Genomic DNA, 12,520 nt, shown 5'->3' on the forward strand with positions numbered 1-12,520 from the left:
GTCAGCGCGTTCCGCCCGTGTGTCGTGCCGCATATATAATAATGTCGGGCGAATGGGAGCGAGCACCGGGACCGGTCGGCTGTCGGAGCGAGCCCGCCAGGTATTCCCAGGGTGTGCCTTCCAAGCGGTGGATGCGTTCTTGGATGAGCACCTAGCCACGAGACGCAAAACGAACGGGCCGCACAAATAGAAAGAGGCCGCCCTTTGGGGGCGGCCTCTCTAGTCGAGACGCGATCAGCTTGGATTAGAAGTTGATCAGAGCGCCGAAGGTGAGTTCGTCGAGATCCTGGCAACCCTGGGCGCCGACGGCGCAGATGCCGCCTTCTGCTTCAACGTTGCGATACTTCAGCCAGACAGACATGGCAGCGTTATCGATTTCCTGCACAACGCCTGCGCCATACCACTTCATGTCTGCGCCGCGTGCGTCGTCTTGGCTATCCAAGTACTCACCGTAGAGAACGGTGTGGCCAAGCGGGGTCCAACGCTGGCGGATACCGCCCTTGAAGTACCAGACTTCGCCTTCGTTCGCGACCAGGTTGTTCTTGAAGTCAGCGTAGTTGACCAAGCCGAAGAGGCCCGTGCCGATGTGCTGAGCGTAGAGGCCAGCCTGGAAGTATTCGGCGTCGCCGAAGAGCGAGCTAACTGCGCCCGTGCTCTCAGCATAGACTGCCGTAGCAGCCAGCTTGAAGCCGTGCACTTCGCCGGCGTAGCGGATGCCGACATCCCAGGTGTCGTCGTCACCCCAAGAAGCCGAAGCCGAGAAACCGGCGAACGTCGGCGAGTCGTAACGAACCGAGTTGGCAGGAACGCCGAAGCAGTCGCCAGGGATACAGACGCCCTGTCCACCCCAAGTGCCGCCGGTGAAGCCGCCAGCGTTGTTGCGGATGCCGAAGCTCAGGAAGTCGACTGCGACCCAGTTGGCGGGAACGAGCGAGCCCGAACCGTCAACGAGGATGGCAGCGTTATCCGAAACCATCGACTGGAGGCCGATGCTGACCTTGCCGAGGCTCTCGCTCTTGATGAACCAGAACGACTGCATCGTCTGCACGAAGTTGTTCGACACGGCGCCGCCGAGCAGGCCCGGGCCGCGCGGTGTGGTCTGGTTGGTCGTCAGCGAATCGGAGCCGTCGGCTTCGATGTGCAGCACGTAACCAGCCGTCCAGCCGGGAACGATCGTGGCCTGGCCGGTGAACTTGACGTTCGTGGCCAGCGTCGAGCCGAGGCCCGTCACGTAGGTGTTGCTTTCAACGCCGTCGTCCCAGTAGGTGACCTGTTCGGCAACCCAGCCAGAGATCGTCAGCGAAACCTTGCGATTGCCCTTGCGAGCGGTGGTAGCTTCGAGTTCCGCAATGCGCTCCTCGAGATCGGCGCAGCAGTTCCCCCCGAGATCGGCTGCGGACGCGCTGGTAACAGACAGACCACCTGCAAGGAGGCCGGCTGCCGCCAGAGCGCTTAGGCTTTGCTTTTTCATTTACCTTCTCCCGTCTACTTACTTCGAAAACGGGCGCTTGACGCGTTTACGCCTTGCGCTCACTAACTCGACCCAGCGGCAGCTGCACGACTGTGCCGAATCACCGCTCAGGCCGAGATACTACGCAGATCTCTCGCGCTCAGGGAATGCGTAAGATCGCGAATCGGCCCGAATCCACAGGACATGTTGCGCGATTGCCACTTGGGTTGTTGCCCATCTAGCAGATTGAAAACGCACACTATTGTGACGTACCATTTTGAGAATTGTCCCATATGCCATCATCGCGTGGACCGACAGTTGCCGGGTTTTCCCCACCCCCCGGGAGGTCGCCGCGCCGTCGAGCGGGTCGTCCAAGGAGCAGGGCCCCACCTTAGTCCCCGGTTGTCCCCCCGGGCGGCTTCGTCGGTCGCGAGCCCTGTACAATATTAAGTGGCGCTGATCTAGGACGGCGCCGAGCCACAGCAAAAATGACCCCGCGCCATCCTTGCGAGCAAAGCAGGGCTCGGCTAATGATTATTGCGGCGCACAAAAGTACGTGGCCGGAGCCTGCGGCTTTGTGTCTTCGAAGCTGCAAAGTAGAGCGCGTCGGCCCCGACCCGCCTGTAAATGTTGCCACAATTAAGCGCTATCGCCCTTTAAAGGCGCGGTTTTATCGAACCCTGCCTTTTAGGCTGGCTTGCTACGTGGGGAACGTCTGAGCTCCTCGATCGGTTGGTGCGTGATGCGCTGGACTGGTCCGGGGACAACGACGACGCGGCATGCCGGCGAGGGGGTTCTCCGGAACGTACGATATATGATTGACGAACCAGCGACTGGGGCGAGCCTGAATCGGCGCGGCGTGCTGCTCGGAACGAGCGCGTTCGTCGCCTTTGCCGCATTGGCGGACAGCATTCTGAATGCGTCGGACGTCCTTGCGCAGGCCGCGGAAGACCCCGGCCAGTCCTTTGCCGCCGGCCATGTGCAGAAACTGGCTGAAGATCTCTCGTCGCGCGCCTTTGCAAAGCCCGCCAATGAGGTCCCTGAGCCGTTCAACGCGCTCACCGCCGAGCAGTACCGCGATATCCGTTTCCGTCATGAGTCCGCGATCTGGCGTGGCGAGAACCTCGACTACGAACTCAACTTGCTGGCCATGGGCTGGCTCTACGATGTGCCGGTCGAGATCTGGATCGTCGATGGCGAGAAAGCGCGCGCCCTCAAGGCCAACAGCGCGAACTTCTCCATCGGCCCGGCCATCGAGAAAGCGCCTGACACGGCGCCGTTCGGATTTTCAGGGTTTCGCCTCGCGGGCGCATTGAACCGTGCCGGCGTTCTCGACGAGTTCGTGTCCTTCCAGGGCGCGAGCTATTTCAAGTCGATGGGCCGCGGCCAGCAGTTCGGTCTTGCCGCACGCGCGCTCGCCGTCAACACGGCGCGCCCCGGCGGCGAAGAGTTTCCCTTCTTCCGCAGCTTCTGGATCGAGAAGCCGGCAGCTGGCCAACCGCATATCGTCATCCATGCCTTGCTCGACAGCGAGAGCCTGACCGGCGCCTACCGCTTCACGGTGCGCCCCGGCACGGCGACCACGATCGATGTGGATGTCTCGCTCTTTCCGCGCAAGCCGCTCTCGCACGTGGGCCTTGCGCCGATCACCAGCATGTATCTCCACGGACCTCAGCAGCGCCGGTTCGGACGCGACTATCGTCCCGCCGTCCACAACAGCGAAGGCCTTGCCGTCGTGAACGGGCAGGGCGAACGGCTCTGGCGGCCGCTCGCCAATCCGAAGATGCTGCAAACCAGTGCCTTCGTGGACAAGAACCTAAAAGGGTTCGGTCTCTGCCAACGCAACCGCGACTTCTCGCACTATGACGACCTCGAGGCGCGCTACGAGCGGCGCCCGACGCTCTGGATCGAGCCCATCGGCGGCTGGGGCGACGGTTACGTCGAGCTGATCGAAATTCCGGTAACCGAAGAGATCCACGACAACATCGTGGCCTATTGGAAGCCGGCCAATATCATCGAGCCCGGCAAGCGCTTCAACTTCGCCTATCGCATGTCCTGGGGCGACGACGTACCGGCCGTGTGGGCGGGCTGCTGGGTCGCCAAGACTCAGGTCGGCGCCGCGCGCAGTGCCGACACTCTGCAGTTTGTTGTCGACTTCGTGGGCCCCGCTGCGCGCGACGCCCGCGAATTGCCGGTTGCCGACCTTTTTGTGAGCAGCGGCGCGATGTCCAAGCTCAGTGTTCAGCGCAATCCGGATCTGCAGGGAATCCGCGTCAAATTCGAACTTACGACCGCGGGAACCGAGCTGATCGAATTGCGTTTAGGCCTGAAGCTTGGGGATCAGCTGATTTCCGAGAGTTGGCTCTATCGATGGACCCCAGCATGAGCCTTGATGACGTCGAACGCGGCGCCGCGACGGTTAATTCCGACCAGCAACCCCGTTCCCATCACGATGCGAGCGATCCGTCGCTCCTCCCCACGCCATCGCCCTTGAGAATGCCGGAGCAGGATTTCTCCGGCGTCACGCCGCGTCTGTGGCCAAAGCGTCGCGGCCCGTCGATCCCGCGCACGGCCGTCTTTCTCGGCGCAGCTTTGATGACGGCGGCCTTCGCCTATGAACTTTACGGCGTGCTGTCCTTCGTCCAGATGACGCCGTTCCAGCTTCTCTTTCTCGTGCTGTCGACCATCACGTTCGCATGGATCGCGGTCGGCACCCTGTCCGCCGCCCTCGGCTTCCTTCCGCTGTTCGCGGGCGAGACCGCCGACACGATCCGGATTCCCGGCGCGGACGGTCCGCTCAATCGGCGAACGGCTCTCCTGTTCCCCGTCTATCACGAAGAACCCGCGACAATTTCCGGGACCATTTCCGCGATTGTCGAGGAGTTGGCATCGCTCGGCCGCAACGGCTCGTTCGACATTTTCGTGCTGTCGGATACCCGTGGTGCTGAGGAAGGCGTCCGCGAAGAAGCGGCCTACGCCGCCCTTGCCAAGACGCTCGCTGGCGACTGCAAGATCTTCTATCGCCGCCGCATCGAGAATACCGGCCGCAAGGCCGGCAACATCAAGGACTGGGTCGAGCGCTTCGGCGCCGCCTACGAGACTTTCGTCATCTTCGACGGCGACAGCATCATGTCCGGCGTCGCGCTGGTGAGGTTGGCGCGCGCCATGGAGGCCGATCCCTCGGCCGGCCTCATCCAGACGGTGCCAAAGCTGATCGGCGGCCGTACGCTGCTCCAGAAGCTGATGCAGTTCGCCGCCAACACGTATGGCTCCTCGGCCGCCGCCGGTCTCGCCTTCTGGGGCAAGGACCAGGGCAACTACTGGGGCCACAACGCGATCATTCGCACGCGCGCCTTCGCCGGATCCGCAGGCTTGCCCGCGCTGCCCGGACCGCCGCCGTTCGGCGGCCACATCATGAGCCACGACTTCGTCGAGGCCATGCTGCTTCAGCGCTCGGGCTGGGGCGTCCATATGGCGCCTTCGATCGAAGGCTCGTTCGAAAGCATGCCGCCCGCACTGACCGACCTGATTGTGCGCGACCGTCGCTGGTCGCAGGGCAACCTGCAGCACCTCGCGCTTCTTTTCCGGCGCGGCGTACCCGCGATGGGACGCCTGCATCTCTTCATGGGGGCGATGGCCTATGTCGTCTCGGCGATCTGGGCCGCCTCGCTGGTCGTCGGCCTCGTTCTCGCCCTGCAGGGCCAGCAGTTGCTGCCGAGCTATTTCACCGACGCCAAGACGCTGTTTCCGGTCTGGCCGATGATCGATCCGGGCGCCGCCATGCGGCTGTTCCTCGGCACGATGGCGGTTGTTCTGCTGCCGAAGGCGCTCGGTCTCGCGCTCGAACTCAAGCGCGCACAGCGGGCCCGCGAGCTGTTCGGCTTGCCGCGCGCTGTCGCGGGCGTCGCAACCGAGACGGTCTTCTCGATGCTGTTCGCGCCCATCATGATGATGACGCAGACGTCGTCGGTGCTTCAGATCTTCTTTGGCCGCGACGCAGGTTGGAAAGCGCAGCGCCGCGACGGCGCCCACATGGATCTCGCCGCCGCAATGCAGTTCCATTGGGCCCACATGGTGGTCGGCATCATCGTCGCCATCGTGTGCTGGCAAACGTCGCCAGGCTTGTTGGTCTGGATGGCGCCGGTCGTCCTGGGCCTCGTGCTGTCCGGCCCGCTGAACTGGTACACGTCGCAGACCGCGGGCCCCGCCATGACTGTCGTCCTGTCGACGCCGGTCGATCGCTCGCCGGCCTCGATCGAGCTTCGCGCGCTCCGGCACACGGCGCTCTGGCGTGAGAGCTGGGGTGCCGAGCCCGCCGACGGCATCGGACCGCGGCGCGAGTTGGCGACAGCCGCCTGATCTCTACGCCTTCGACGGTTTGGCGTCCCGGCGCAGCAGCTCCGGCAAGAGATCGCGCACGCGGATCGGATCCGCATCGAGAAACGGCATTGGCCGTGTCACGTCGATGGCCGCCGTGCCGATGCGGGCGGTGAGCGCGCCATTGAACGCGCCTTCACCGAGCCGCCGCGACAGCCTTCGCATGAGATCCTGGCCGAGGAACTGGCCGACGAGGTCGTCGGTCATCGCCAGGCCTCCCGTCGCCACGATATGGCCCATGACGAGGCTGCCGAGCTTGAGGGCGCCGAGCGCTCCGGGACGCCCACCGTAGACCGTGGCGAGGCCCTTGAGCATGCGCACGTTCTCCACCATCACATAGAGCATCGCCACCCACACCATCGGGCTCATCGCCGTCACCACGAGCACGCGCTTGGCGCTCTTGAGCACGAGACGGCGCGCGGCGGCGTCGAGCGGCGCCATCAGCTCGCGGTCGGCGAGGCGCAGCAGTTCGCCCGGATCGCGAATGTCGCTGGCGTGCGCATCGAGACGCGTGACGTTCCAAGCGAGCTCCCTGCGCCCGCGAAGGGCCGACGTCAGCGCCGCCACGGTCTTGCGTTCGAGCGCGCGGTCGTTCGTCCGCAGCGCGGTGTCCGCGTCGCGCCTGAGCCGCGTCAACCGTCCGAGACGCACGAGCCCGATCAATTCGCGCAGTACGATCACGAGGCCGGTTAGAACCGCGATGCCGGCGAGGCTTGTGGCCGTCCAGCCGATCCAATCCTCGCGCGCCAGCGCGGCGGAGATGAACCCGGTGAAGCTCGCCGCCAATGTGAGGCTCACGAGCCCCAGCACGGCGGAGAGAAAAATACCGCCGATGCTCGCACCCCTGGATGAGCGAGCCGTGCGCTGGGGATCCTCCGGCGTGAAGTCTTCGTCAGGCGGAGGGGAGGACGGCACGATCAGCTTGGGGTCGTCAGCCTCGAAGACGCGCGGGCCTCTGATGTCGGTCATGCCAGCCAGTCTCCGATCAGGTAGTCGAGCGCGCGGTCGAGGCGCACGTGCGGCGCGGCCGGCGTTTCGCCGGAGCCCGAAACCGGCAACAGCCGCGCGGGGCGGAACCGCGGAAACGTGACGCCGAGCGATACGGCTCCCGAGAAAACGGCCGCCGGATCCTCCGGCAGATCGCCCGGAAACAACGCGACTTCGCGCTTGCCGTCGAAACGATCCTTGCCGACGGTTTCGCCCGGCAGCGGCACCCCGACGATGCAGGGCAGCGTAGCACGTCCCTCCCGCACTTCCGCTTCGCGCGTCGCGCGCAAGGCCGCGAGCGCCATCACGCGCGTCTCCGCTCCCGCTCCCGTCGAACGCGCCGCCGCGCGCTCGGTGAGGAGCGTGAGGATGCGTTCGAGGCGGTCGTGGCTCGTGTGATGGATATGGTCGGCCTTCGTTGCCGCGAACAGCAGCCTGTCGATGCGGCGCGCGCCGATCAGCGATTGCAGCCAGCTCGCGAGACCGGGCCGGAAAGCGGTAAGCACAGACGAGAGCGTCCGCTCGAGTTCCCGGATCGCGTCCGGACCGCCGTTGAGCGCGCCGAGCACGTCGACCAATACGATCTGCCGGTCGAGGCGGCTGAAGTGGTCGCGGAAGAACGGGCGCACGACGTGCTGGACGTAGCTGTCGTAGCGCCGCGCCATCATCGCCGCGAGACTGCCGCGCTCGATGGGCGAGCCCTCCGGCAGCGCGATCGGGAAGAACGTCAGCAGCGGCGAGCCTTCGAGTTCGCCCGGCATGAGAAAGCGCCCCGGCCCGAGCGTTGCGACTTTGGACTGTCGGCGCGTTTCGAGCAGGTAATGGATGAAGCGGCGCGCGCCATCGAGCGCGACCTGCTCGTCTTCGGCCGCATTCGCATCGACCGCATCGGCGTAGGCGAGCCAGTCGCGTGCGGGCCCGTCCGCCGCGCCGAGGCGCGTACGCTCCAGCGCATCGCGCGACCAGGCGGCGTAGGATTGATCGAGCAGAGCGAGATCGAGCAGCCATTCGCCTGGGTAATCGACGATGTCGAGATTGAGCCGGCGCAGGCCGAGCGCGCGCCGCAGCGGATGAGCGCTCTCGAACGTCAGCGCGACGCGTACTTCGGAAATGCGGCGCGTGCTCTCGGGCCAGTCCGGCGGGTCGGCGGACAGCGCGCCGATGTGGCCTTCGTAATCGAAGCGCGGAACGTGATCGTCGGGTTGTGGGTCGAGGTGCGCGGATACCAGGCGCCCTTCGGCTGCGGGCGCGAAAAACGGCAGCCGGCCGCCTTGCGTGAGGTTGCGGATCAGCGCCGTGATGAAGACCGTCTTGCCGGCGCGAGACAGCCCAGTGACGCCGAGCCGAAGTGAGGGCGTGAACAGGTCCGCGAAAAGCTGACCGGCTTCGGTGAGACTGCCGGTAAGGGTCTGGGGAAAGTCGCGCGCGGCCAAGGGAACCTCATTGTGGTCACCCTAATTAGGCGGCGCACGCACGCCCTGCAAGGCGCGCGCTGTGTTGCAAGCCTTTTTGGCGCGGCGCTGAGAGCGCTCGCCGGGCGCGTGGCCTCAGCCGTAGAAAACGACGATGACGCCGGCGCCGATCACGGTCAGTCCCATGAGGACGATGGTCGCGCTTCTCAGAAATTCGAACATTGCTGTCTCCACCCGCCCCGCTCCGGCTGGCTGCCATACAGGGTAAGACCGAATGTTTACGGTTCGCTCAATGAACCGGCCCTGATCCGCACTGTCAGGTGCCGTTCATGTTCCCCTCGCGCTTCCCTGGCCGCATGCGCTTCGGCCGCGCGATAAAGTTGTGAGGCTCGGATTTCCGCCCGCGCGTCACGCTGCCTTCGGATGGCGGGCACCGGACGACAGCACTTGGGCAGCTTTGCGGCTGCAACCCTGCTTGACTGGGCATGGCTTGGAAATGCCGGGGAGCCGTGACGGAAAAGCCGCAGACGTTACCGGTAGGCGCGGGTGGGCTCGCGCATCGGCGTCAGGAATTTCAGACCGTAGGAATTATCCCGCCGCCACTTCACCGCGCACACGACCTCCTTGCGGTCGGCCGGCAGATAAAGGGTCACCTCTCCGGTCAGGAGTCCGGCCTTGAGAGTTTCGTCCCAGATTTCGACCGCGCCACCGAGCGGCGTCATGTCGAGCAGGGTGCAGGGACGGGGCTTGATCATCTTGTCGGACACGATGAATGCGTCCTGGAGGCGCTGGCGCTTGCGGACCAGAGCCCGCATCGAGGCCAAGTCATCGCCCTTTTTGGGGGCGGCATTCTGGCTTGGCTTGTTCAACCCGAACGCGGCCAACAACTTGTCAAAAACGGTCATGGCTATGCTCTGAATCAATCAGACATCGAACAAAACCACGATACGCCCGCAAGTGTTACCAAATCGGTAATTGGTTAGCGGACGAAGAACTACACGTCAGTGCTTTGACTAATGCAAATTAACTTAAATAGAAACGAAAATTTCATAAGCCACAGGCAAAATTGAGAAAACCATACACACGTCGCAGTTAAGAGGCCGGACGATGAAGGCGATGCGTTTGTTGCTCGGGCGAGTTCGGCTCGAGACCCTGATTTCGCTGCTCACCATTGCTGCGGTCGTCGTCGCGACGGCGGGCCTCATGGCCGTCGTCCATGTCGAGCTGACGGACGACGCGGAGCAGAAGGCCATTGAGAGCCAGCAGTTGTCGTTGCGCATCGGCGCGGAAATGTTGCGCACCACGCACCCCACGACTGAAGTGGTGTGGGCGGATCGGCGCGTCCATAAGATCGTCATGGACAAGATCCCGGCCGACACGGATTTCGCGCTGGTGGAATCCATCACGCGCATGGCCGACGACCCGATCACGCTTTTCACCTACGACCCGGCAAAACGCGATTTTCTCCGCACCTCGACGACGGTCAAGACTGCGAACGGCGGCAGGGCCGTGGGAACGTGGCTCGGCCGGAACAGCGCCGCCTATGATACCGTGATGGCGGGCAAACCGTACAACGGCGCCGCCGACATTCTCGGCACGCAGTATTTCACCGTCTATTTCCCGATCGTCGACCGATCGTCGAACGTCATCGGCATTCTCTTTGCGGGCACCGAGCAATCGTTCGCCTATGAGTTGGCCGCTGCCCTGGAAAAGCGCATCCTGCTGGCCTCGGGTCTGCTGCTGCCGCTGATGGCCATCGCCGGGTTCTTCATGTCCCGCTGGTTCATGCAGCCGATCCCGTTGCTCGCGGGCGTGATGGGCCGCCTGTCCCGCAACGATGCCAAAGCCGACATCCCCTTCACCGGCTACAACAACGAGATCGGCGAAATGGCGCGCGCTGTCGCGATTTTCCGCGACAACACACTCGAACGGGCCAAGCTGGAAGCCGAGCGCGAACGCGAAGCGGACCGCACGATGGCCCGCCAGGAGGCCCTCGATACTCTCATCGAATCTTTCAAATCCGATACCTCCGAGACGATCGCGGCCCTGTCCGTGATGGCCGCCGATCTCGATCGGACGGCAAGCGGCCTGCAAGGCATTGCCGCCGGCACCAACGACAAGGCACAGTTCGTTGCCACCGCGTCCGATCAGGCCTCCGCGAACGTCGGGACTGTTGCGGCCGCCGCCGAGGAGCTGACGGCATCCATCGCCGAAATCGGCAACCAGATCTCAGTCGCGCTCGCCAACGTCAGCGACACGAGCTCCATGACCATCACCACCAACGAACGCATGTCGGAATTGCTGGCGTCGGCGCAGGAAATCGGCCAGGTCGTGACGCTGATCCGCGAAATCGCGGGCCAGACCAACCTGCTCGCCCTTAATGCGACCATCGAGGCCGCGCGTGCGGGCGAGTCGGGCCGCGGCTTCGCGGTCGTTGCGACCGAGGTCAAGACGCTCGCGACCCGGACCGCCCAGGCGACCGAAAGCATTTCCAAACAGGTCACCTCGATCCAGAACGCGACCGACGAGGCCGTGCGCGCCATCGGCGAGATCGCCGCGCGCGTGAGCCACGTCAACGGCATCACGACCCAGATCGCGGCCGCCGTGACGGAGCAGGGCTCCGCGACGTCCGAAATCAATGCCAGCGTGCATCACGCGGCGGGCGATACGCGCCATGTCAGCGAGACCATTGCGGGCGTCACCGAGGCCGCGTCCGCGACCTTCAATTCCGCGCGCCAGGTGTTGGAAACCAGCGCCAGCGTGAGCGCGCAGACCAAGGCGCTGGGAGCTCGGATCGAACGCTTCCTGGCGGGCGTGGCCGCCGCATGACGGCGGATTGACGGCTGCGACAGCAGCCGCCTATGCAACCTTCCAACGCATAAAAAAAGGCCGGAGCGTCAAACGCTCCGGCCTTTCTCGTCGCCGAGGGAGAAACTCGTCGAGGGAAAACTAAACGATCAGGGACCGTCGATGTGCAGCGTCATCGAGCGCGCTTCGGACTTCAGCGACGCGAGTTCCAGGCGGACTTCGCTTCCATCGCGGGCGGAAATGGTATCGCTGGAGCCTGTCGAGGGCAGGCCAAGCAGCAGCAACAGCGGGACGACTGCGAACAGGAGACCGCTGCGGATGGGAGACTGACTCATGGCGTGCACTCTCGATGACTGACTTCAATCGATCGGAGCGTGACACGGGTCCGGTGAGAGTTGTCTTAATGCTGAGAGTTTCGCAGCCCGGAACCGGCCAAATCGCGCGTCAAGGTTGACGCGGCGTTAATCGCCCTTCCGTCGGCTCATGAAGGCAAGGCGCTCGAACAGGTGCACGTCCTGCTCGTTCTTGAGCAGCGCGCCGGCCAGCGGGGGGATGATCTTGCGGCTTTCCGTTTCGCGCAGCACGGCCGGATCGATGTCCTCGTTGAGCAGCAGCTTCAGCCAGTCCAGCAGCTCCGATGTCGAGGGCTTCTTCTTGAGGCCCGGCATGTCGCGCAGATCGTAGAACACCTTGAGCGCTTCCGACACCAGCCGGCCCTTGAGACCTGGGAAATGCACGTCGACGATCTGCGCCATCGTCTCCGGATCGGGGAACTTGATGTAGTGGAAGAAGCACCGCCGCAGGAACGCGTCCGGCAGTTCCTTTTCGTTGTTGGACGTGATGATCACGATCGGGCGGACGCGTGCGACGACGGTCTCGCTGGTCTCGTAGACGAAGAACTCCATCCGATCGAGTTCCTGCAGCAAGTCATTCGGGAATTCGATGTCGGCCTTGTCGATCTCGTCGATCAGCAGAACGGGCCGCGCCTCGGAAACGAACGCATCCCACAGCTTGCCGCGGCGGATGTAGTTTCGGATGTCGCGCACCCGTTCGTCGCCGAGCTGCCCGTCGCGAAGACGCGAGACGGCGTCGTATTCGTAGAGCCCCTGGTGCGCCTTGGTGGTCGATTTGACATGCCACTCGATCAGCGGCGCGCCGAGTGCGCGGGCCACTTCCTGCGCCAGCACGCTTTTGCCGGTGCCGGGCTCGCCCTTGATGAGCAGCGGGCGTTCCAGCGTGACGGCGGCGTTGACGGCCACGGTCAGGTCGCGCGTCGCCACGTAGCGGTCCGTACCCTCGAATCGCTGCGTGCCCGTCTCCGCGCCCGATTTCGCCATGGCTGAGTGTCTCCGTCGTTGCTGAACGCCGTCATAGAAGTGTCGCCCCGCGGCCGCAAGACGTCGTCCCGCCGCGGGAAATCAGCCGCCTGACGGGTTAAAATCCCCGCCGGGACGAAAGTTGCTGGGGACAAGCGGCGCGGCTGGCA

Annotated in this window: 9 protein-coding genes; 3 read left to right on the forward strand and 6 right to left on the reverse strand. The window is 64.3% G+C overall.

The genetic code is table 11. From position 1 onward, the window contains the following. Window positions 1–244: 244 nt before the first annotated feature. A complete protein-coding gene (locus tag ACTIFK_RS08980; protein ID WP_439542718.1) occupies window positions 245–1,471 on the reverse strand; it encodes a porin in 1,227 nt (408 codons plus the stop codon). Between the two features lie 793 nt (window positions 1,472–2,264). On the opposite strand from ACTIFK_RS08980, the gene ACTIFK_RS08985 reads away from it, so the two are divergent. Beyond that, a complete protein-coding gene (locus ACTIFK_RS08985; RefSeq protein ID WP_439542719.1) occupies window positions 2,265–3,836 on the forward strand; it encodes a glucan biosynthesis protein in 1,572 nt (523 codons plus the stop codon). Then, window positions 3,833–5,809 (forward strand): glucans biosynthesis glucosyltransferase MdoH, encoded by a 1,977-nt coding sequence (gene mdoH / locus ACTIFK_RS08990; protein WP_439542720.1) that lies wholly within the window; start codon window positions 3,833–3,835, stop codon window positions 5,807–5,809. The genes ACTIFK_RS08985 and mdoH overlap by 4 nt, the downstream gene beginning before the upstream one ends. A gap of 3 nt (window positions 5,810–5,812) precedes the next feature. Here the strand turns inward: mdoH and ACTIFK_RS08995 are convergent, their stop codons facing one another. The 3 genes from ACTIFK_RS08995 to ACTIFK_RS09005 all read right to left on the reverse strand — a co-directional run bounded on the left by ACTIFK_RS08995 (window position 5,813) and on the right by ACTIFK_RS09005 (window position 9,131). Beyond that, complete coding sequence (locus tag ACTIFK_RS08995) at window positions 5,813–6,796, reverse strand: YcjF family protein (protein WP_439542721.1); 984 nt, start codon at window positions 6,794–6,796, stop codon at window positions 5,813–5,815. Continuing rightward, on the reverse strand, window positions 6,793–8,247 hold the full coding sequence (locus tag ACTIFK_RS09000) for a YcjX family protein (RefSeq protein WP_439542722.1): 1,455 nt from the start codon (window positions 8,245–8,247) through the stop codon (window positions 6,793–6,795). Before ACTIFK_RS09000 ends, ACTIFK_RS08995 begins: the two co-directional genes overlap by 4 nt. Window positions 8,248–8,756: 509 nt before the next feature. Next, entirely contained in the window at window positions 8,757–9,131 is a 375-nt protein-coding gene (locus ACTIFK_RS09005) for a hypothetical protein (RefSeq protein ID WP_439542723.1), read from the reverse strand. Window positions 9,132–9,342: 211 nt separating this feature from the next. Here ACTIFK_RS09005 and ACTIFK_RS09010 point away from each other — a divergent pair, with 211 nt between their 5' ends. Beyond that, window positions 9,343–11,055, forward strand: a complete 1,713-nt coding sequence (locus tag ACTIFK_RS09010; RefSeq protein ID WP_439542724.1) for a methyl-accepting chemotaxis protein — start codon at window positions 9,343–9,345, stop codon at window positions 11,053–11,055. A gap of 128 nt (window positions 11,056–11,183) precedes the next feature. Here the strand turns inward: ACTIFK_RS09010 and ACTIFK_RS09015 are convergent, their stop codons facing one another. Both ACTIFK_RS09015 and ACTIFK_RS09020 read right to left on the reverse strand, forming a co-directional pair. Further along, complete coding sequence (locus tag ACTIFK_RS09015; RefSeq protein ID WP_439542725.1) at window positions 11,184–11,369, reverse strand: hypothetical protein; 186 nt, start codon at window positions 11,367–11,369, stop codon at window positions 11,184–11,186. Window positions 11,370–11,495: 126 nt separating this feature from the next. Beyond that, window positions 11,496–12,371, reverse strand: a complete 876-nt coding sequence (locus tag ACTIFK_RS09020; protein ID WP_439542726.1) for an AAA family ATPase — start codon at window positions 12,369–12,371, stop codon at window positions 11,496–11,498. Window positions 12,372–12,520 lie beyond the last annotated feature (149 nt).

The organism is Hyphomicrobium sp., assembly GCF_051860585.1.
Lineage (GTDB): Bacteria > Pseudomonadota > Alphaproteobacteria > Rhizobiales > Hyphomicrobiaceae > Hyphomicrobium_C.

What these genes read in the sequence shown, in the direction of transcription:
- ACTIFK_RS08980 (WP_439542718.1), bottom strand. Translation starts at nt 1,471, where the DNA reads ATGAAAAAGCAAAGCCTAAGCGCTCTGGCGGCAGCCGGCCTCCTTGCA.
- ACTIFK_RS08985 (WP_439542719.1), top strand. Translation starts at nt 2,265, where the DNA reads ATGATTGACGAACCAGCGACTGGGGCGAGCCTGAATCGGCGCGGCGTG.
- mdoH (WP_439542720.1), top strand. Translation starts at nt 3,833, where the DNA reads ATGAGCCTTGATGACGTCGAACGCGGCGCCGCGACGGTTAATTCCGAC.
- ACTIFK_RS08995 (WP_439542721.1), bottom strand. Translation starts at nt 6,796, where the DNA reads ATGACCGACATCAGAGGCCCGCGCGTCTTCGAGGCTGACGACCCCAAG.
- ACTIFK_RS09005 (WP_439542723.1), bottom strand. Translation starts at nt 9,131, where the DNA reads ATGACCGTTTTTGACAAGTTGTTGGCCGCGTTCGGGTTGAACAAGCCA.
- ACTIFK_RS09010 (WP_439542724.1), top strand. Translation starts at nt 9,343, where the DNA reads ATGCGTTTGTTGCTCGGGCGAGTTCGGCTCGAGACCCTGATTTCGCTG.
- ACTIFK_RS09015 (WP_439542725.1), bottom strand. Translation starts at nt 11,369, where the DNA reads ATGAGTCAGTCTCCCATCCGCAGCGGTCTCCTGTTCGCAGTCGTCCCG.
- ACTIFK_RS09020 (WP_439542726.1), bottom strand. Translation starts at nt 12,371, where the DNA reads ATGGCGAAATCGGGCGCGGAGACGGGCACGCAGCGATTCGAGGGTACG.